We start from the raw sequence: 21,718 nt of genomic DNA, 5'->3' as shown, positions 1-21,718 counted from the left end.
CCTCAGGCGCTGGCCGACCGGCGCAAAAGCGCCTGCCGCTCGGTATCGGGAAGGGCATGGATGTGCAGATAGGCGAGTGCCGTCTGTTCTGTGCCGTCGAAGGTTTCGAGGCGGCGGGCCAGTTGTTCCGGCGTGCGTGCGGCAAGGAAATCCGGCAGGCCGAATTCGATCTGGAAAACGCGGCGCAGGCGCGACAGCAGCCGGACGGCCAGAATGGAATCGCCGCCGAGCTGAAGAAAATCGTCCGTTGCGGTGATTTCGGGCATGCCCAGTGTCTGCGCAAACAACAGCCGGGAAAAACGCTCCAGCGGCGAACCGTCATTGGCGGCAATCACCCTGCTCTTTGCATCGGGTTTACGAGCAAACCGGGCATTGGCAGCATCGCTGATCTCGCACAGACGATGGTCGAGCGCGCGCGGCGTGACGATCACATGCGGCAGACCGCTGGCAATGATCCGCCACAATGCGGAAAACCCGCGCTCGGGGTCGATCGCCTGCCAGTCTTCACCGGTAAACAGCGCTTTGCCATTCTGCTGCACACCATGGAAAGCGCCTTCGGCCTGCCAGTTATCCCAGCCTATGCTGATGACGGGCATGGGCCGCGCACCCGCTTCGGCCAGAAAATCGAGATAGAGATTGGCGGACATGTAATCCGAATTGCCGTAACCGGATGTCTCGCCGGCAAGGGATGAAAAGGCGACGAGGAAATCCGGCTCGTGCGATGCAAAGATATCGGCAAGAGCGGTCGTTGCATCCACCTTGGCGGCGCGGTTGCCGTCCGTTTCCGCCAGTGTGCGGTCGGCCAGCGTCTGCGTGACATAGCGGCCGGCAAGGTTGAAAATGCCGTTGAGCATTCTGCCTTGTGCCCGCAGATTGCGCGACAGGTCTTCCAGTATGGATCTGTCGGCTGCGGAACCGGTGATGTGGGTCAGGCTGCCGCCCACTTCGCCATCCGTCACGGTATCGGTCGTCGATGCTGACCGTCCGAGTGTGATGACATTGCAGTTCTTTTGACGCAGCTGTGTTACCAGATGGCGGCCAAGATTGCCGTTGCCGCCGGCAATCAGATATGCGCCACCGTCCTTGATAACATCTCCGGCGATAGTCGGTTCGACGCTGACCGGTTCGATATGGCGCTGCCAGAAACGGCCATTGCGCAGGCCAAGCGAAAGCGCGTGTCTGCCGGCATGCTGGGTGCGCAGCATGTGGATCCGGTCGGTCTCGTTGCGGTTCGGCAGACGGTCGGCATCCAGCCAGCTGGCTTTCACCGCCTCATGTTCGAACGGTATCGCCCGCAGCACGCCGAGCGCCAGCGCCTGTTCCGCATCGGGCTGTTCCGTGCCAATGATCGGCGCCAGTGTTCGTGTGACGAGAATGACGTGATCGATCAGGCCGGCGGGTGCCAAGGTCTGCGCCAACCGCACGAGGCTATCGTCGCCATAGCTCGTTGCAACGGCATTTTCGTCAAACAGCCAGCCGAAAACGCAGGTTGCCGATTGTATGCCACGCATGCGCAGATTTTCGGCAAGACGAGAAAAATCACCGGCATTGCCGGGCCGCAGTCGATAGTTGCCATCGGCTTCCTGAGAATAGGCATTGCCGGGAAGAATGCGGATGCTGCCGTCGAAACCGTCGGAAACCTCGTTCTTCTCGGGCAGGAATAGAAGAAGAGTTTTCTGTTCGGATATTCCCGATTTTCCTGACATGGGCAGGGAATGCCATGTCGGCGCGTGGAACCATTTTTCCAGCGAGAGCGCTTTTGGCTGAAGTGGCACCTGTTCGGTTGCGCGATCCAGTGCCGGCAGGAGATGCGGTATGCGGCGGAAAGGATATCCCGGCAGCGATGCGCGCCGCCACGGTCGCCCGAGCATCAGCAGATCATTGTCGATCGGGTGGCCTTCCACCCAGAGCGCGGCAAGCGCCGTCAGAAGATCGGTCGTCTGGCTGTCCGCGGAGACGAGCATCGGCAGGCATCGCAAACCGGCGGCTTTGGCCGCACCGGTGCAGCTCGTGCCGGGCCCGAGTTCGAGGCAGGTGGCGTTCGGCCAGATCTTCGCGATATTTTCCATGTTGTCGGCAAACATCACGGTCTGGCGCAGGTGCCTGACCCAGTAATCCGGTGTGGCAATGTCGTCCGCATCGGCAATTCTGCCGCTGGTATTGCTGAGCACCGGAATTTTCGGCGTGGAAAAACGAATTTTGGCGCAGGCTTCGGCGAATTCGCTCAAAACCGGATCCATCAGATGCGAATGGAACCCATGCGAAACATCCAGCAAACGGCTTGAAATGCCTTTGCCGGCAAGGTCTGCCGCCAGCTTTTCGATATCGCCTGTTGAACCCGAAATGACGCATCGATCCGGGCGGTTGACCACTGCCAGTGAAAGGCCGTCGTGCAGATAGGGCCGGATGGTCTGCGGGCTGCCCGGAACGGCCAGCATCGCCGCCTCCGGCAGCCGCGACATCAATTGTGCCCGCGCAAAAACGAGATTGAGCGCATCTTCCAGCGAAAACACCCCGGCGATGCAGGCTGCAACATATTCGCCGATACTGTGGCCCAGCAGGGCCGCCGGTTTCAGTCCGGCCGATATCAGGCTGCGGGCCAGCGCATATTCCGTGGCAAACAGCGAAAATTGCGTCACAAGCGTCGGCTTCAGCGCCGTATTGTCATTGCCGAAGATCAGCGGGCGAATATCCTCACCGATCAGCGGCGTTGCGATCGTCGCACAGCGATCGATTGCCTCGCGGAAGGCCGCAAGCGTCTGGTAGAACGGTTTGCCCATGCCGGCGAACTGCGTTCCCTGACCGGGAAACACAAAGACAAGCTCGGAAGGTTCACCCGTGTTTGAGTGGATGACATTACCGCAAGCCAGCTTGGCCGCGGCTTCACCGCGATTGCTAGCGACCATCGCATGTTTGTGGGCGAAGGTTTTGCGGCCGGTCAGCAGCGTGCCGGCATCATCCAGAAGCGATCGGTCTGCGACTTCGCTCCAGAAACCGGCCAGGGCCTGTTCCATGACGGCCAGATCAGCGTCGCTGCGGGCCGACCATGCCAGCAGGACGGGCGCATCACTGGCGGCTGCAACGGATTCCGGTGTGGGACTCGACAGAACGACATGCACGTTGGTTCCGCCAAAACCGAAGGAGCTGACGGCAGCGGTATATGTGGCAGCGGTCGGCAGGTCCGTCAGCCGGTCGCAGATCGCAAACCGGCTGCCGTCAAGTTCCAGAAGCGGATTGGCCGCACCGAAATTCAGCGTCGCCGGCACTCGGCCGGTCTGCACCACCCGGATGGCCTTGATCAGTCCAGCCAGCCCGGCTGCCGCATTGAGGTGGCCGACATTGGCCTTGACCGAACCGATCAGGCAGGGCGTGTTGCCCGCGCCATAGACGGCCCGGATCGCCTCCATCTCGATCGGATCCCCGATCGGCGTGCCTGTGCCATGGGCTTCGATATAGCCGATCTCGGCGGGATCGAGACCGCTGAGCGCCAACGCCTCGCGCAAAACCCGCTTCTGCCCGGATACACTCGGCTGAGTGAAATTGCCGCGTTCCGCGCCATCATTGTTGGCGGCGGAACCTTCGATGATGGCCTGAACGGCATCGCCGTCACGGATGGCGTCTTCCAGCCGCTTCAGCACCAATGCCGCCACGCCGTTTCCGCCGACAATGCCATCGGAACCGGCCGAGAAGGGCGCGATGCGGCCGGTCGGCGACATCGGACCGCCGGGATCTGCGTGATAACCGTCCTCGATATCCATCGAGATCGACACGGCGCCGGCCAGCGCCATCTCTATTTCACCTGACAGCAACGACTGGATGGCCTGATGCACGGCCAGAAGTCCGCTGGAGCAGGCGCTCTGCACCACCACGGCCGGACCCTTGAGGTCGAGATGATGGGCGACGCGTGAGGCCAGAAAATCCTTGTCATTGCCGATCAACATCGCGAAATGCTCGGCGGCGCTGTCGGCATAGCTGCGCAGGCCGACATGTTTGAGCACGTAATCGCCAAATCCGGAGGCGGCAAACACACCGGTTACCTGGTTGGCCCCATTCCCGTAACCGGCATCTTCCATGGCGTGCCAGGCGGTTTCCAGAAACACCCGCTGCTGCGGGTCCATCAGGGCTGCTTCCGACGGTGCAAAGCCGAAAAATTCCGCGTCAAAGCATTCCTTGTCGGCGAGTGCAAAACGCGCGCCGACGACACCGGGATGATCTTCCGCAGGCTTGCTCAGTCCCGACAATCCATCCTCCAGCATCGCCCAGAAGGAGGCGACACTCGGCGCGCCGGGAAAACGTCCGGCCAGGCCAATGATGGCGATGCGCTCGCTCGGTTGCTCCAAAGACTGAGCGCTCACGTGGCTGCACCTTGCCATTTATGGGAGACGGGAAGCGGCGAGAGGGCGGTTTGGGAAATTGAAAGCATGCTTTGCCCCGCTCGTGTGACTGAATGTTCGCATCGCGAAAATGGCCGCGGACGTGTGTTTCTGCGCATGTCACATACTAGGCGGGAGCATTGTTCCTGTCCGGCCAGACGCGGAGCATTCAGTGCCTTTCGCGGAGTGACTTGACGGATGAAAATTTCGGTTTCGGGCTTGGAGGTGAGGCGGATGACGGATCAGCCGAACGCAAAAACCGTCGCGGGTGAAGGCGACGGTTTTGCTGTTGGCGTAGAGGCTATCTGCCTGTCGGTCGCTTCGTGGCCCGTCAGGCCACCCGTTCCAGGCTTGCCGGCGTCGCGTTGACAAAACCCTGCCAGCAGGCCGAGGACTGTTGCGCGCGGGCGAGAAACGCCTGCATCTCTTCCTCCGTATTGTCGCTGACGGCGGAAATCTCGATGACATTGTCCTGCAACTGCACGGCCGACTTGTCGAACAGGTTGAAGCAGCCGCGCATGTCCAGCCGGCACCGCATGGATGCGGACAGTTGGCGTAGCGGTTTGCCTTCCTGTACGCACAGGATCACCAGTTGCTGGGCAAGGTCGGAAAGCACCGCCGCCAGCAGATATTCCTGCGGGTTGGGCGCCTCGTTGAGACCGGCGGCCGGCGCCGGTTGATCAACCGAGAAACGCGCGGGCAGGCTCCAGCTTTCGTCCTGATACTGGCGGTCGCGCAGGCTGACATCGAACTGGGTGGCGTTGCGCCAGGCGATATCGACGCCGAGATGGATCGGCGCATTGGAGCCGGCCTGTGCCGTCGGGTTTGCAGTGCCGTTGACCTTGGCATCATTCGCAGCGCCATTGGCACGGCGGAAATTCGAAGGCAGGTGGCGGTAGGAAACCTCGATCCTGTTCGGCAGCGTCACGGTGATGTAATTGGGCGAAAAACGCGCCACGTTCATCATCATCTGCTTGTATTGCAGCCAGCTGCCGTCTGCGTCGAGATTGACCGAGATGGCGGTATCGGACAGCGCGCCGCCGCTGCGTTTTGTCGCCGTTTCCACCTGCAGCCTGTCGATGGTCAGGCCCTTGTAGGATGCGCCCTGCACGAGAATATTGGCGACGCAGGCACCAAGCCCGGTGGTGAAATAATCGGCCGGGGTCGGCGGCGCCTGCGGGCTCGGATCGTCGTGATGGCTGACGCGAAAGGCGAAATCGCGCCCCAGCCGCTTGCTGCCGAAGCGCAGCGGCCGTGTGTGAATATCCATCGTCAGGCCGCCCAGCCATTCCAGATCGACGCAGTAAAAGATTTCGCCTTCGCCGGCGACCTTGCGGATCTCGTGGACGAGTTCGCTGACGGCGGCGACGTTGATGCCGTTTTTCATTGCTTGATGTCTCCGATTGCGCGCAGTGCCCGGTCGAGATCGGCCTTGAGATCGTCGAGATCCTCGATGCCGACGGACAGGCGCATCAGGCCGGGATTGATGCCGACCTCACGTCGCTGCCGATCGATCAGACTGCTATGGCTGGTGTTGAAGGGCATGCTGATGAGGGATTCGACGCCGCCGAGGCTGGTGGCGGCATGCACGAGTTTCAGCCCTTCCATCAGCTTCAGCCCGGCCTTGTCGCCGCCCTTCACCTCGAAGGACACCATGCCGCCGCTCCCCTTTGTCAGCGCTTCCGCCGCCCACGCATAAGGATAATCCGGCAAAGCCGGGTGGTAGACGCGGGCAATCGCCGGATGCGCCGCCAGCCAATGGGCCAGCGCCTCCGCATTCTCGTTATGCGCGCGCATACGCAGTGCCAGCGTTTTCATGCCGCGCTCGAGAACCGAGCAATCCTGCGGATTGAGGCTGCCGCCGAGCTTCAGCATCTGCGCCCAGATCATGTCGAGATATTTGCGGCTGCCGGCGGCCGTGCCGGCAACCAGATCGCTATGGCCGTTCAGGTATTTCGTGCCGCTATGGATGACCACATGTGCGCCGTCATCGATCGGCGTCAGGCAGCAGGGCGAGAGGAACGTGTTGTCGAGGATCAGGAACAGGTTGCGCTCGGCCGCCAGCTTGGCGAGGCCGCGCACCGGTGCGAATTTCAAAAGCGGATTGGTCAGCGTTTCGAAGAACAGGACCTCGGTATTGTCCTGAACAGCCGCCTCGATTGCCGCGATATCCATCGGATCGACAAAGGTCACCTCGCGGCCGAACTGGTGCATGTCCTCGCGCATCAGATTGTAGCTGCCGCCGTAAAGATCACGCGCCGTGACGATATGGCCGCCGCGATTGGTCAGCGCCAGAAGCGTGGTGCTGATCGCCGCCATGCCGGAGGAAAACACGATGGCGCTTTCGGCATGTTCCAGCGCCGCGATCTTCTCCTGCACGGCCCACTGGTTGGGGTTTCCGTAACGGGTATAGATCGGGTAATCGCGGATCATGCCCTGATCGAAGGCTTCGTAGCTTTCCTTCTGGAACAGGAAGGTGGTGGCCGCAAACACGGGTGTGCCGACGGCACCGGTGATCGGGTCGTTATAGGTGCCGGCATGCACGGCGAGCGTGCCCGTTCCGTGCTGTTTCGGATCGATCACCGTCTGGTTGGTCATCCGAGGCCCGGCATTGCGCGAGCGGGTCAGCTGGTCGGCCCATTCGGTTTTTGCCGAAACGCCGGTCGCCTCGCTGCGGAAGCGCCCGGCCCATTCCTTAAGAATACTCTTTGCCAAGAGGTTCACCTGCTTTTTGTTGGAGTGTCGAGAGAATGCTGTCACAGAGCGCGTCGCCGTCCGGGCCCTGGAAAATGTTGATGCCGACGGGCGCGCCGCGATAGGAGGGCTCGCCGATGTCGGAGCGCATGCGGCCGAAACCTAGGCCGATGCCGAGCAGGCCGGCAAGCGGCCGGCCCTGACTGTCGGCGATATGGCCCGAAGCATCGACATTGACGGCGCTGCCATTGCGGCCAAGCCTGATCGGCCGCTCCGCTGCATCGCTGAAAAGCGGCAGATTGGGCCGGTAGCCGGTGGCGGCGATCACCACGTCGGATATCCGCATGATGTCGGTCACGGCGTCCGCATCGGCGCAGCGTGCGAGGGTGATGTCGGGATGACGTCCGGCGAGGATTTGCTCGTAAAGCAGTTTCGAGCGGGTATAGAGGCCCTGGAAACGAAAAACCCGGCCGCTGGACGGGCAGACATCGCGCACCGGATCAAACGTTTCGCCGGCTTCGCGGGCGAGGTCGGCCGAACGGTGCATGCGGCGGATCGGGGTGCGGTGCGCCAGCGTCAGGTCAAGAGGGCGGCCGGGCAGCGCCTCGATCAGCTTGTGCAGAACGGAAAACGCACTGTGCGATGCGCCGATTACGGTGATGCGCCGCGCATTTTCCGGCAGCAGATCGCCAAGATCGACCGGCCGCAAAACCGTGTCCGAATGGAGAAGCGGAATGCCGCGCTGCTCGGCGATCCGGCGAAGTTCCGGCGGCAGATGTGGTGTGCTGCCGGCAGAAAGAATGGCGAGGCGGCTTTCGACGGTGGAACCGTCCTCGAACCGCATCACCCAGCCGCTACCGGTCTGCACCGTTTCACGCACCATCTGGCCAAGCCGCAATTCGAAATTCGAAAACCGGCCGGCTGCAGTGAGAAAGACCCGACGCAGTTCGGCCGAAAGCATGGCCACCAGTTGCAATGGCGCCGATTGGCTGCCGCGCGCACGAATGAGGCGTGCCGGCATGCTGTCCAGAACCGGCGCAAAAATGCCATCCGGCGAAATGCCGTCGAGGAAATCGCTGGCGTCGGAGTTGGACGGGATATCGTAGTTGATGCCGGAAAACAGCAGCTGCTCGACGCTCGGGCGCCGCTCGTGAATGACGAGGCCGCGTTGCAGCAGGTCAGTCAGGAGGCCATTGCGGTCGGCGCTGACGAGAAAACTCGTACAGGCGGGGCCGAAACCGACAATCTGGCAAAAGGTGCGGGACATGGTCTCTCCTCTTTTCAGGCGCGGCGTCGCGTTTCGGTCTGCCCGGATGCGTGCGGCATCAGGACATCCGCAATGCGCGCCGAGATCGCCTGCACATGCTGGGCGTGGTGGAGGAAGAAATGGTCGCCATCGAGCATCGTGGTCGAAAACGCATCGGCGGACACGTTGCGCCACTGGGCGATGCCCCGCGGTGGCACTTCCGGGTCATCAACACCTCCGAAGACATGCAGGGGGCAGGTGATACGCCGCGCATCACGTTCGGCGCGGATCGCTTCGCTCATGTGAAAGTCGTTGCGGATGATCGGCAGAAGCAGCGCCATCAACTCGCGGTTTTCCAGCACTTCCGAGGGCGATCCGTTGAGCGAGCGCACCTCGGCCAGCAGGTCGTCGTCGCAGAGATGCGCCCGCTGCGGCGCCGGATCCGCGCAAGCCGGGCTGTGTCGGCCGGAAGCGAAGAAGGCAAGCGGCGGCGTTTTTTCCTGCAGCAGCAGGGTCATGCGGTAACCCAGTGCCGCACCGAGGCTGTGGCCGAAAATGGCAAAGGGGCGCTTCATGTGCGGCTTCAATCCTTCGACGATATCGCCCGCCAGACGGTCGGGATCGTTTTCCAGCCGCTCGCCCATGCGCGTGCCGCGCCCCGGATATTCGATCGGTCGCACCGAGATCCACGATGGAAACAGGCGATCCCAGTCGCGATAGACCGCCGAGCTGCCGCCGGCATAGGTCAGGCAGAACAGATCGATGCTCGCGTGAGGCTTTGTGTCCTTGAAGGGGAGGCAGGTCATGAAGCGGCTCCGCTGGTCTGTGATGAGGAAGTGTCGGCCGGCATCTGCGCGGCGATGGCCTGGCGCATTGCGGCCAGCGTCGGTGCGCGGAAAATCGTGACAAGGCCGACCTCGACTCCGAACGTTTTCGAAATGGCCCGCGACAGATGCACGGCCAGCAGTGAATTGCCGCCGCTCTGGAAAAAATCCTCTTCCGGAGAGACAGGCTTGCGCCCGGTGACCTCTGCCCAGAGATCGGCAAGCGGTGCCAGGTCATGCGCAATCGCGGTGGCGGAGGATTTACCGTCTCCGCCAGCCGGCAGGATGGCAGCAACACGTGCAACTGCCGCCTTGCGGTCGCGCTTGCCATTGGCGCTCAGTGGCAGGGTGTCCAGATGAACGATGCGATCCGGCACCATGTATCGCGGCAGACGCTCGCCCAACCACGCACCCAGTTCTGAGGATGGCATCGACCGGCCGGTATAGCAGGCGACCAATATCGGATGGCCGCCCGGCGTCGGCATTGCAAAGACCAGAGCCTGATCGATATCCGGATGCCGCGTGAGGTTGGCTTCCACATCGCCTGCCTCGATACGATGCCCGCCGATTTTGAGCTGAAAATCCTTGCGGCCCAGAAATTCGATCGCGCCATCCGGCAGCATGCGCCCAAGATCGCCAGTACGATACAGGCGGCGACCGCTCTCATGAACCACAAAGCTGGCGGCAGTCTTTTCGGCGTCGTTGAGGTAACCTTCGGCCAGCCCAAACCCTTCGATATGGATCTCGCCGGTTACGCCGATCGGGCAGGTGCGGCCATGGGCGTCAAGCACATGCAATTGCTGGCCGGATAGCCCGAAACCGTAGGGGATCGATTTCCACGCCGGGTCGATTGCCGTGACCGGATAAAAATTCGACCAGATCGACGCTTCGGTGGCGCCGCCGAGGCTGAACAATTTTGCATCCGGAAAATCGACCAGAACCTTTTGTGCAAGCGCCAGCGGAATCCAGTCACCGCTCAGCATGATCGTGCGCAGCGTTTTTAGTGCGCTGACCGGTGCGTCGGTGGACGCAGACAGCGCCATGTCGAGCAGCGCCGGTACCGAATTCCACACGGTCACGCCGTGGCGGGCGCAGGCGGCAAGGGTTGCTGCCGGATCCGGGAACTCGCTGTCGGGCGGCACGACGATGGCGGCGCCTGCGGCCAGCGCGCCCCAGATATCGAAGACGGACAGGTCGAAGCTGAGCGCCGATAGCGCCAGAATGCGATCATCCGCGGTGATGTCGAAACGCCGGTTGATGTCGCGGATGGTGTTAAGCGCCGCGCCATGGGTGATAACCACGCCCTTGGGCAGGCCGGTCGAACCGGATGTGTAGATAATGTAGGCGCGATCGGTAGGACGCGCGAACGCGGACGCAAAGGCCGGGTTTGGCAGTTCAGCAAAAACCTGCGGCGACAGATTGCAGACGCCGTCCGGCAGTACATTCGCCGTTTCGGCAATCAGCCAGCGGCAGCCGCTATGGCGCAGAATGGCATCACGACGCTCGGCCGGCATGCGGCTGTCGATCGGCAACCACACGAGCCCGGCCAAACTGACGCCGATCACGGCGGCGATCTGGTCGGCACCTTTCGGCAAGGCAATCGCGACGATATCGCCAGGTTTTGCAACGCGATTGGTGAGGGTCGCAGCAATTCGCTCAGCCCGGAGGCGTAAATCGTCGTAGGTCAGCGTTTCGTCGTTCGAAAGCAGGGCGATCGCATCCGGCGTGCGGGCGGCTGTGGAAAGGAACACCTGAGGCAGCGTTTCTGCCCTGTCCTGAGCATGGCCGGGGACGAGAGGGGGAAGCGTCGTATCGCTGCCGGCAGGATTACTGTCTATCCATGCCGCCGGGTTTTCGACCAGTCTGTCCAACGCCATTTGATAGTGCTGAAACACTGCTTCCGGCACGCCATCGGCGAAAACCTGTTCGACATAATCCCAGTAATAGATCAGCCCCTCATGGTTCTCGATCACCTGATGGTCCATCCACACCTGCGGCGTGCGCAGATGGCTGCCCAGCAGTTCGAAACGGCTGGTGTGTTCGGCCGGCAGGCTGGGGCGACCGCTGCTGATACCGCTGGTGAACACGAAGGGTGCAGCCGGCGCGTCGGTGTCTGCGGCAAGCTGTAACCGACGGATCAAGGAGACGCCGCTGACCGAAGCATGGGCCAGCCGTTCGGCCATCAATGCCTGAATGCGGCGCGCCTGTTCGGCAAAACTGCCGCCGTCAACGCAGTCGATCAGCGAGGTATTGGAGCAATTGCCGGTCATCTCGCCGATCTGCGGATACGAGAACGGCCGGTAGTTGGCAAGCACGTTCAGGGTGAAATCCGGTTGAGCCGAAAACGGACGCAGCATTGCAGCGTAAAGCGCCAGCATGGCGGCGTTTGCGGTGACGCCATGTTCGGCGGCACGCGCCTTCAATTTTTGCCAGCGTTCGCCATCCAGTTTTCCGGCCAGTCGGCGAAAACTCGACCAGCGTGGCGAATGACCGGTCAGTGGCAGTTGCGGCGGTGGCGGCAGGGCCGGTAGCGTACGATCCCAATATTTCACACTTTCGGGCGCCGATGCCGCCTTGAGCGCCAGCACATAATCGCGATGGCTGAGAAGCGGTGGCGTCTCCTGCGCGCCATCTGGCTCGAACAGGTAGCGCAGCAGATCGCGAAAAATCATCGAGAGTGAAGGCCCGTCGATGGCGATCAGGCGGAAAGCGATCAGAAGGCGGTCGCTGCCGGCCAGCCGCACCAGCGTTGCGGCAAGCGGCGGGCCCTGTTCCAGTGACGGCAGTGTTTCGGGATAGGTTTCGCAGAGGATTTCGAGACGCTTTTCGGCCTCGTCTGCGGAAAGTGCGCGAAAATCCTCGACGGCCAACAGGCAGGGGTTATCGCCCGGCTTCGGTATGACCTGCGTTCCGTTCGCAAGAAAGCGCGCGGTCATCACTTCGTGGCGGGTCTGTAGGCGAAACAATGCCTGCTGAACAACGTCCGGCTCAATGTGTTCGAAACGGCAATGATGGAAGAAGCAGGGGATGGCGGATTGCGCATAACCGCCATGCTCGCCGACCCAATAGGCCTGCTGCAGATCCGTCATCGGATAGGGCTGGTGGCGGGCGTCCGGCTGCGCGGTGATTGTCGCCGCTTCGCGAGAAAGCTCGCTGATCAGCACAGTCTTGTGATGACCGAGCGCGGAACGCAGCGCTGCCGTCATCTTGCCCTGCGGGGCGGCATACCGCAGTTCTCCATCCGCCACCCACAGGCGGATGCGGTTTTCCTGCATCTGCCGCTGCAATTCGGCGAGCGTCATCGGGGCTACAGCTTCCATCAGATAACTCCGCTTTCGAAGGCTTCGTCGTCTTCCAGCGCCCCCTCTTTACCGGCGATTTCGGCAATCAGACGGGCCTGATCCTTCAGGAGTGGGTTGCGCAGCAGAGAGGCGAGATCAGGTGCGGTGCCAAAATGATGCTGCAGCAGGCTCGAAAGCCGCGTCATCAGCAGTGAATCCCCGCCAAGCACGAAGAAATTTGCCGATGCCGAGATGATTTGCTGACCCAGAATTTCCTGCCAGAGACCGGCAAGCCGGGTCTGCAAACCTTCGGCCAGCGGATCCTCGCTCTGCTCGGGCGGCTGCACTTCCAGCTCGACGGCCTGTTGCAGGCGTGTGCGATCCACCTTGCCGTTCAGCGTCAGCGGCATGGCGGAAAGCTGGTGCCAGCGCTGCGGCACCATGTAATCCGGTAGCTTTGCCTTCAGCCAGATATCGAGTTCGGCATGGTCGATCACGGTCACTGTCGCTGCATTCTGGGCGAGGATTACGTGATAGTTCATGCGCTCGACCGGATTGCCGGGTTTCGGCAAGGCGGCCTGCAGGGCAAAGCCTGCGCCGCCGAGCACCGTCTGCCAGCGGCTTGCATCAAGCATAGGCAGGTTGGTTTCCAGCCGCTCGTCCTCGTAATGGCTCAGCCCCTCGACAAAACCGAGGCTGACCAGCTGGAAGCGCGGATTGCGGGTGCCTTCGACGAGAAGCAGATGACCCGATGGTTTCAAAAGAGAACGCACCAGCCGGCTGCTGCGATTGACGTCCGCCGCATCGTGCAGAACGTTGGCGCCGATGATGAGGTCGTAGGAACCGAGGTCAAACCCCTGCAGGGCCGGATCCTGGTTGATGTCGAACAGGCCGAAATGCATCTGCGGCCAGTCAGCGAACATCTTTTGCGCATTGTCGAGGAAGTAGCGCGACAGGTCGGTGAAGGCGTAGGTGAAGTTTTCGTGCGGCAGGGCCTTGAGGATATCATGCGTGACGCTGCCGATACCCGCACCGAATTCGAGAATGCGGATCGTGCGGTCGGGGTCGGCATCTTCGAACAGGCCGCGCACCGTTTCGCCAGCGACGATGTTGAAATGTTTCGAAACGGGGTTTTCGCGGTACCAGCTTTCGACGAAATCGGTGCGGCCACCTTCGAACATCAGTTCCAGCGGATTGAGCCGGCCTTGCAACAGCGCCTGCGGCTCGGCGATGCAGCGCTCGTAAAGCGACCAGATGCGGCGGTCATAATCGGCACCCTGCGTGGCGCGGGCGGCGATACGGGCCTTCAGGGATGGCAGCCGTTCGGCAAGGGCAATACGATCGGTGGCGCGATAGGTGGCGCCGCTCCGTTGCAGATAGCCATCGCTTTCAAGCACATCGAGCCAGCTGACGAACAGCTTTTTGTATTTCTCGATCACCTTCAGCGAGGCGATGAGATCGCCAGTCGTGGCCGTATCACCGGCAGTGCAGAAATGTCCCGCCGCCTGCATGGTCGCCAGCATCACCCAGGTGCTGAGCTGTTCCATATTGTCGAAATGGCTGCCGTAGTCGTCGAGATTGAAATCCTCCGACAGGTCGTTGCAGGCCCAGTCTCCCACCGTCAGCGCACGGTGCCAGCCATTGTCGCCGTCACTATGCGAACCGTTCGCCGGTGCGTCGCTGGAAGGGGTGAAGTACCCATGCAACTGCTTCAGCGGCGACCCGCCATAGATGACGGCGGCATCGGCGATGTGAGAATGTTCGCCCAGTACGGCCTCGATCTCGCTCGGCTCGATGCGCATGCCGCTGATCTTCAGCTGGCTGTCGATGCGCCCGACGATCTCGATTTCGCCATCCGGGTTCAGCCTGCCGAGGTCGCCGGTATGGAACAGTTTTTCGCTGCTGGACGCGTGGATGCGGTAGCGTTCCGCCGTGCGAACCTCGTCGCCCCAATAACCGAGCGACATGGCCAGACCGCCGGTGCAGATTTCGCCGACCACACTGATCGGGCAATCCTGCCCCGCGGTGTTGAGGATGCGGCATGTCTGGTTTTCGAGCGGACGGCCGTAAGGGATTTTTGTCCAGGCCGGATCGATCTGCTTCAGGTGGTAGTAGGCCGAGACGATGGCGGTTTCGGTTGGCCCGCCGATGCTGTGGATCTCGCATGTCGGCCACAACGCTTTCAGGCGGCGCACCAGCTCCAGCGGGATCCAGTCGCCGCCCATCATCACATGGCGCGGGGCTGGAAGATCGATCTGGCGCAGCGCCTGCGCATCGAGCAGCATGGAGACGAAGGCCGGAACGGCGTTGATGATGGTCGGCCGGTGCTCGCAAACGAGATCGAGCCAATGCATGGCATCCTTGGAGCGGTCCTGATCCGGAAGCACGATCGCGCCTCCGGTTGCCATCATCGCGTAGATGTCGAACACCGACATGTCGTGGTGGAAGGCCGATAGCGACAGCGTGCGGTCGCGTTCGGTGACGCCAAGTCGGCGGATCAGCGCGGAGATCGTGTTGAGCGGGCCGCGGTGATCGAGCATGGCGCCCTTGGGCTGGCCGGTCGTTCCGGATGTGTAGATGATATAGGCGAGGTCTTTTTCGGTCTGGCGCTGTTCCGGCGTCGTATCGGGCAGATCCGTGACCGAAAGACTGGCCAGATCGATACGCAAAAATTCTGCCGGAAGGGTAGGTGCCGGGCCATGGGTCAGCACGGCAAAGGGCGAAAGATCCTGCAGGATGGCGATCAGCCGCTCGTTTTCGTAATCGCCGTTGACGGGTACATAGCAGCCGCCGGCAGCCTGAATGGCGAGCGCCGACAGAACCGCATCCGGCTGGCGGGGCATGACGACCGCGACCGGCTGCGATGGCTGAAGACCGAGGGCGATCAGGTGGTTGGCAAGGCGGTTCGCATCCGTCCGCAGAGAGGCGTAGGTGCGATCACCTTGTGGGCTGAAGATGGCGGTGTTGGCGGCCATGGCACTCGCCGAGTGCTGCAGCAGATCCGGCATCAACACGCCTTGCGGCCGCTCCGCAATCGTCTGGGTGCTTGCCGCCAGAAGGCGATCCGTCTCGGGGCGCATGTCGGGCACGAGCGCCCCCCAGAGCGTGTCATCCACAGCCAGCTTCTGCAGGAAATCCGTGTAGGCGCGGAACATGCCGTCGATCATGCGTGGTTCAAAAAGGTCGTCGGCAATGAACCAACGGGTGACCAGCGCACCGCCATATTCGGTTGCCTGATAATCGAGCCAGACCTGCGGCGTCTGGTTGATCTGAAACACCTGACGACTGGTCAGTGGCCAGTCGGCGCGGTTCGGATCGTCAAAGTCCATGCCGATCATGCTGGTAAAAACGACCGGCATGTCGATGCCATCGGCGCCCCCATTGCGCTGGCGGCCGAGTTCTCGCATCAGGCGGATGCCGTTGAATTCGCGGTGGGCCAATGCCTGCCAGAGGTCGTTCTGGGTGCGCTTGGCCGCGTCGATGAAGTTTTCCTGGCCGCGTGCCTCGACCGGCAGAAGCATCAGCGAGGTAAAATCGCCGCAAATGTCCATCACCTGCCGATGCACGTTCTTGCGGTTGAAATAGGTGACGTTGAGGGTGAATTCCGGCGCCTTGCTATAGGTCGCAAGCACCTGGCTGAAGGCGGTCAGAAGCGCACCACTGGCGGTCAGGCCGCACTCGGACGCCTTCGCCTGGAATTGCTTCCAGTGGGAGGACGAAAGCCGATGATCAAGCGTGCGGAAAGTCGGGCGGGCAACCTCTTCCGGCTTGCGACGCAGCGGCAGTTCCGGCGCCAGCGGGAATGTTTCGAGTTTTTCCAGCCAGAAATCGCGGGCCTTGTCCCATGCCGGTCCCTGACGCGCGGCATCTTCGGCCAGCACATAGTCGCGGAAAGACAGCGAGAGGTCGGGCAGTGAAGCTTCCGGGTTTGCCAGCAGCGTTGCCAGTTCGCCAAACACGACGCGAAAACTCTGGATGTCGAAGACGAGCAGATCCATGTCGAGATGGATGCGTGTCGCGCCACCCGGAAGATGGCTGGTGGTCAGTTCGAACAACGGCCAGACCTGCGGATCGAACACCTGATAGGACATCCGCTCGCGGATCCCGTTCAGGGTCTCCTCACGCTCCTGTTCGCAAAGTACTGTCAGATCGCGTTGCGTGATCTCGTAGTGCGGTGCCTTTTTCAGGATCTGCTGCTGACCGGCGGGCGTGATCACGCAGCGCATCATTTCGTGGCGAGCGATCAGCCGGTTCCACGCGGTTTCGAGGGCTGAGACGTTCAGATCGTCGAGTTCGATTTCCAGATATTCATGGCAGGAAACGGCTCCGAGCCGCATGCCGCCCTTGCGGCCGACCCAGAAGGCCTGCTGCAGATCGGTCAGCGGGAAGGGTTCGAAACGTTCCTCCGGCCGGTCGATGATCTCGATATTGCCCTTAGCCAACTGACGCGAGAAATCGATGTCGTCGGTGGTTTTTTCCGTGAGGCCGGCAATATGCGCGGAGAGTGCGGCGATGGTGCCATACTCGTAACCGGCAGTCGGTGGCAGTGACAGGTTGAAGCGGCCGTTGATGATGTGAACGAGTTCGAGGAAGACCAGTGAGTCGACGCCTTGTTCGGTCAGCGGTCGGTCGATGTCGAGAGCATCGCTGTCGAATTTCAGCCGCTTGCCGATGATCGCGCGCAGATAGGCGGCGATTTTTTCCGACCGTTCGGATTCGGAAAGGCCATCGAGCGTGAGTTCGAATTCCACCTCTTCCCTGGCTTCATTGCGGGTATCGAGAAGCGGGCGCAGCAGGCTGCGGGTGGCCGGCATGCCGCCGGTCGCCGCGGCAAGCGCTACGGCATCGACCGAGATCGGTACGAGGCCGGTGACGCCGTCCTTCAGAAGACCATTCATGATGGCAAAGCCGGTTGCCGCCGGGATGGGCTTGAGGCTGGTCTTGCCCAGCTGTTCCAGTTTTTCCGCGCGGCGGTCCATGGCGAACTGGCCCCAGGCAATCGAGAGTGCCGGCACGCCCTGATCGCGCAGGTGCTGGGCAAAGGCATCCTGCCAGGCATTGGCGACATTATAGGCCGCGCCCGGCATGGCCAGCAGCGAGGCGGCTGAGCTGAACAGGCAAAATAGCGCCAGCGGCTGGTCGGAAACTGCCTGATAGAGAGCAAGGCTGCCTTCGATTTTCACGGTGACGCCGGTGGCAAAGCGTTCCAACGTTTCTTCCGAGAGAAGTGCACTTCCCCCGGCATGGGCGGTATGAAAAACCTGCCCGATCGACACGCCGAGATTTGTGACGGCGGCGCGCAGATCTGCTGCATCGGTCAGGCTGGCATGAAGCATGTCGACAGTCGTGCCGCGAGCCTTCAGTTCAGCAATGCAGGCTTCCTGCGCGGCATCCGGTGCGCGGTGCAGGATGATGACAAGATGCCGGCATCCCTGATTGGCCAGCCAGAAAGCGAGTTCCCGCCCGACAGCCCCGAAACCGGCGATCAATGTGGCCGGACGGCTGCCCCAGTCGATAGGGCTGTGATCTTCGCGCGCGATGGCGGCCTCGATGGCCGGCTCGTAAAGTTTGCCGCCACGCAATGCCAATGTGGTGCCAAGATCATGGAGATGATCGAGATGACCGGTCAGCGCTTCGATATCCTTGCCATCGGCAATGTCCACGCAGGTCATCGGCAGATGCGGGTGTTCATTGCGAAGGCTGCGCCAAAGCTGCATGGTGGCCCAGTTCGGGCCGGCCGGATTTCCGGTCTGCGGATCGCAGGCATTGGCGACAAGCGTGGTGATGCGGCACGCAGGATGCGCCAGTCCATGACGCAGCCAACCGAGGGCGCGGTTAAGCGCAGCGGTTACCGCCGTTGTGCCGACAGTGAATTCCGTCGCATCGCCAAGCGCGCGGCAATCGATGATCTGGCTGAACGCTCCGTCGAGTGGCTGGCCGCTCTGCAGGACATTATGGCCGATCCACCTGCCCATGGCCGCGATTTCATCGGCGACCGCGCCGTCTCCGACGATCAGCCATTCTTCGCGCGTGGCGATGGAGGATGCGCTGAGTTTCTGCTGGTAAAGGCGCGCCACCTCGTTCCAGCGCCACTGCCACAGCTGCACCGGCATCTGTTCGGCAGCGATTTCCGGCTCACCCATGTCCAGCCAGGCGACGCAGCGTCTGCCGTCCGACAGAAATACGCGGCCCTCAACCTCACGGACGTCGCTGGCCTGACGCCAGTCAGCGGAAAGCCATGCTGTCGCTATGGTGTTGCCCGCTGCGGTCGCCGCCGCCAGCCAGTCCGCTAGCGGTGTCGTTGCGGCAGTCGGCAATGCCGGGGCGGCGGCCGGACGATATTCGGCCTCTACCGCGCCGGCTGCCAATGCGAGCGCCAGCTTGCCATGCCCGAGGAAGCCGCGGTGATCCGTCCCGGCCAAAGGCCTTGCCGTGATCGGCAGTGGCCGTTCGAAACCGAATTGAACAGCGGCTTTGCGCGCTGAGAATGGTGCCCTGAGGGGAGCGAACAGGGTTTCCAGAGCCGATTTGTTCTCTGTCGGCCGGGCTGTTTTCGGCAATGTCTCCGGCCAGATGCGCGTTCCCATCAGGCTGACCGGCGGCAGGCTGGCCAGACCGAAATTGCGCGAACGGTAGTGATTTTCGAGCGGTGCTTCATGCCCCAGCCGGTAAAGCGCAGCGATCACGGATGCCGGATCGTCAGCGCTTTTTGCGGTGAGCGCTGCCGCCGACGCGGGGATATCGCAAGCGGTCAGCAGCCTGGAGAAACTGGCATCCGGGCCGATCTCGATCACCTGATCGATATCGAGATCGGCAAGACGCTGGGCGGCATCAAGGAAACGGACAGGTTCGCGCAGCTGGCGATACCAGTAATCGGCATCAAGCGAGCCGGGATTTAGCAGGTCCGCCGTCAGCGTAGAAAGCATGTCGCATTCGGGCGCGCCGAAATCCGCAACCGGGCATGCCGCCTTGAACGGCATTTCGATCGCTTCCATGGTTGCCGAGTGAAACGCCCGGTTCACACCAAGCCGGCGATGCGCGACCTTGCGTTCCGTCAATTCGATCGACAGCGTGTCGATCTCTGCAATACGGCCACTGAGGCTGAAACGATCCGGGCCGTTGATGGCGGCAATGCCGATGCCCGGATGGTTCTGCAAAACCGCCTCAAGCTCCGCTTGCGGGAGCGAGAGAGCCAGCATGGCGCCGGCTTCGGTTGCATTTTCCATCAGGCGAGCGCGCATCGCCACCAGCCTTATGGCATCATGGAGTGCCAGCATGCCGGCCGTGACGGCGGCGGCAAATTCGCCGACGGAATGGCCAAAGACGAGATCGGGTCGCAGATCCCAGTCGATCAGCATCTGTGAGAAGGCATAATGCCAGGAAAACAGGGCAGGCTGGGTATAGAGCGTGCGGTCGAGGTCGGCGGCCCTTGCCGGATCATTGATCACGTCATCTAGGTCTTCGATGCCGTTTGCAGCAAAACCGGCAACGCAGGTATCGAAAGCCTCCCGGAAGGACGGGTTTTCGTCCCGCAACCGCTTGCCCATCGCCGTGAACTGGCTGCCCTGACCGCTGAACATCCATGCGACGCGACCGCCCGCCGATGCGCGCATCGGCTTGATGGCGGACATTGCGGCCTTCAGTTCTTCCGCAGTGCGGCCAGTGACGGCGGCTCGATAAGGATAATGCTGGCGGCGCAGCGCCGCAGTCGCGCATTGCGCAGCAAGTCCGCTGTCGTCAAGCGTTTGCACAAGTGCCGGCAATCCATGCTGAAGCGCTGCTTCGCTGTGGGCGGACCAGACGAGGATATGGTCTTCGCAATCCGATCGGTCCGTCGCGCCTTCTGAAACGCCCGGCTCGGCGACAATCATGTGGCAATTGGTGCCGCCGATACCGAAGGAACTGACGGCGGCGATACGGCGCTCGAAGCGATCCGGCCACGCTGTCGTTTCTTCGGCAGGCTGAAACGGCGTATTGGGAAAGCCGATACGCGGATTATGAGGAGTGCTGTGGAGGCTTGTCGGAATGGCCGCGGATTTGACCGCAAGCACCGTCTTGATCAGGCTCGCGATGCCGGCGGCGGTATCGAGATGTCCGACATTGCCCTTCACCGAACCGATCGCAATGGTCTGCGGCTTCACCTCGGCGGCGCGATAGATTTCGGAAATTGCGTCGATCTCTACCGGATCACCAAGGGGAGTGCCGGTGCCATGCGCCTCCAGCATTCCGATTTCGATCGGCGAAACGCCGCTGCGGGATAGCGCTTCGCGGATGGCGCGCTGCTGGCCGGCACGACCGGGCGCGGTGTAACCGATCTTGGCGCTGCCGTCATTGGAGACGGCCGAGCCGAGGATGACGGCATGCACGACATCACCGCCCCGTTGCGCCTCCGCCAGTCTTTTCAGCGCAACAAGGCCCAGCCCATTGCCGGCCACGATGCCGGTGCCTTCGGCGCTGAACGGCCGGCAATGACCGTCTTCTGAAAAGATCATGCCCTGCTGGCGAAAATACCCGCTGCCCTGCGGGAAGGAGATCGCCACGCCACCGGCAAGGGCTGCGTCGCATTCGCGTCTCAGCAGGCTTTCGATGGCCTGATGCACGGCAACAAGCGAACTGGAGCAAGCTGTCTGCACCGTCATGGCCGGGCCGGTCAGGTTGAGTTTGTAGGCGGCGCGGGTGACGAGGTAATCCTTGTCATTGCCCATCAGCTGCTGAAAACTGTCGGTGCGGGTGATTTCCTCGGCGCGGATGGGCGGCAGCAGCGACTGGTATGTGCTCTGGCGGCAACCGGCAAACGCACCGATCTTGAGATCGCTGCGCGTCAGGTTGGCAATATCCATCAGTTTCCGGCATTCCTCCAGAAACAGTCGGTGCTGCGGGTCCATCAGCTCGGCTTCGCGTGGCGAATAACCGAAAAAGGCGTGATCGAACCTGTCTGCATCCGCAACCACCGTACCGGCATTCACGTAGTCCGGGTTTTCGAGAAGCGAGGGATCTATGCCCTGCCGTTCCATCTCGGCAGGTTCGAGCGGTCGCACTGCCTCGTGGTCGCCGGTCAGGTTGCGCCAGAAGGTGGCGATATCCGGCGCATCGGGAAAGCGGCAGGTCATTCCTATGATCGCGATGGGTTCAGCAGTCACGGCAACCTCCAGCATTACGGCACTCGTCTGCGCACCATCATGGCGATGGCGGCATTGTCTTCTCCCTTAGACACCGAACCATCCGTTGGTGACCGCTCCGCTGAGGAGCCAATTCAGCCGAATGCGGAGTTTAGCGGCAGGCGCGGCTTGCCCACCGTGC

Annotated in this window: 7 protein-coding genes; all 7 read right to left on the bottom strand. The window is 62.0% G+C overall.

Annotated features, from left to right (window positions below; all coding sequences use genetic code 11):
• Positions 1-2: 2 nt before the first annotated feature.
• Positions 3-4,355, bottom strand: a complete 4,353-nt coding sequence (locus AAIH70_RS15320) for a beta-ketoacyl synthase N-terminal-like domain-containing protein (RefSeq protein WP_430034560.1) — start codon at positions 4,353-4,355, stop codon at positions 3-5.
• Between the two features lie 349 nt (positions 4,356-4,704).
• Positions 4,705-5,760 carry an OsmC family protein gene (locus AAIH70_RS15315; RefSeq protein ID WP_132274189.1) on the bottom strand — a complete coding sequence of 352 codons (1,056 nt, stop codon included), beginning with the start codon at positions 5,758-5,760 and terminating at the stop codon, positions 4,705-4,707.
• Positions 5,757-7,088, bottom strand: a complete 1,332-nt coding sequence (locus AAIH70_RS15310; protein ID WP_207908252.1) for a trans-sulfuration enzyme family protein — start codon at positions 7,086-7,088, stop codon at positions 5,757-5,759. The genes AAIH70_RS15315 and AAIH70_RS15310 overlap by 4 nt, the downstream gene beginning before the upstream one ends.
• A complete protein-coding gene (locus AAIH70_RS15305) occupies positions 7,069-8,334 on the bottom strand; it encodes a SidA/IucD/PvdA family monooxygenase (RefSeq protein WP_430034557.1) in 1,266 nt (421 codons plus the stop codon). The genes AAIH70_RS15310 and AAIH70_RS15305 overlap by 20 nt, the downstream gene beginning before the upstream one ends.
• A 14-nt stretch (positions 8,335-8,348) precedes the next feature.
• Positions 8,349-9,119 (bottom strand): thioesterase II family protein, encoded by a 771-nt coding sequence (locus AAIH70_RS15300; protein ID WP_132274183.1) that lies wholly within the window; start codon positions 9,117-9,119, stop codon positions 8,349-8,351.
• Positions 9,116-12,457 carry a non-ribosomal peptide synthetase gene (locus AAIH70_RS15295; protein WP_132274181.1) on the bottom strand — a complete coding sequence of 1,114 codons (3,342 nt, stop codon included), beginning with the start codon at positions 12,455-12,457 and terminating at the stop codon, positions 9,116-9,118. Before AAIH70_RS15295 ends, AAIH70_RS15300 begins: the two co-directional genes overlap by 4 nt.
• Positions 12,457-21,558, bottom strand: a complete 9,102-nt coding sequence (locus AAIH70_RS15290; RefSeq protein ID WP_165932025.1) for a non-ribosomal peptide synthetase/type I polyketide synthase — start codon at positions 21,556-21,558, stop codon at positions 12,457-12,459. The genes AAIH70_RS15295 and AAIH70_RS15290 overlap by 1 nt, the downstream gene beginning before the upstream one ends.
• Positions 21,559-21,718 lie beyond the last annotated feature (160 nt).

This window comes from Neorhizobium sp. BT27B (assembly GCF_050455485.1).
In the GTDB taxonomy this organism is placed as follows: domain Bacteria; phylum Pseudomonadota; class Alphaproteobacteria; order Rhizobiales; family Rhizobiaceae; genus Neorhizobium.
Note: the sequence above shows the minus strand (reverse complement) of the source record. Positions and strands in the feature narration are given on the sequence as shown.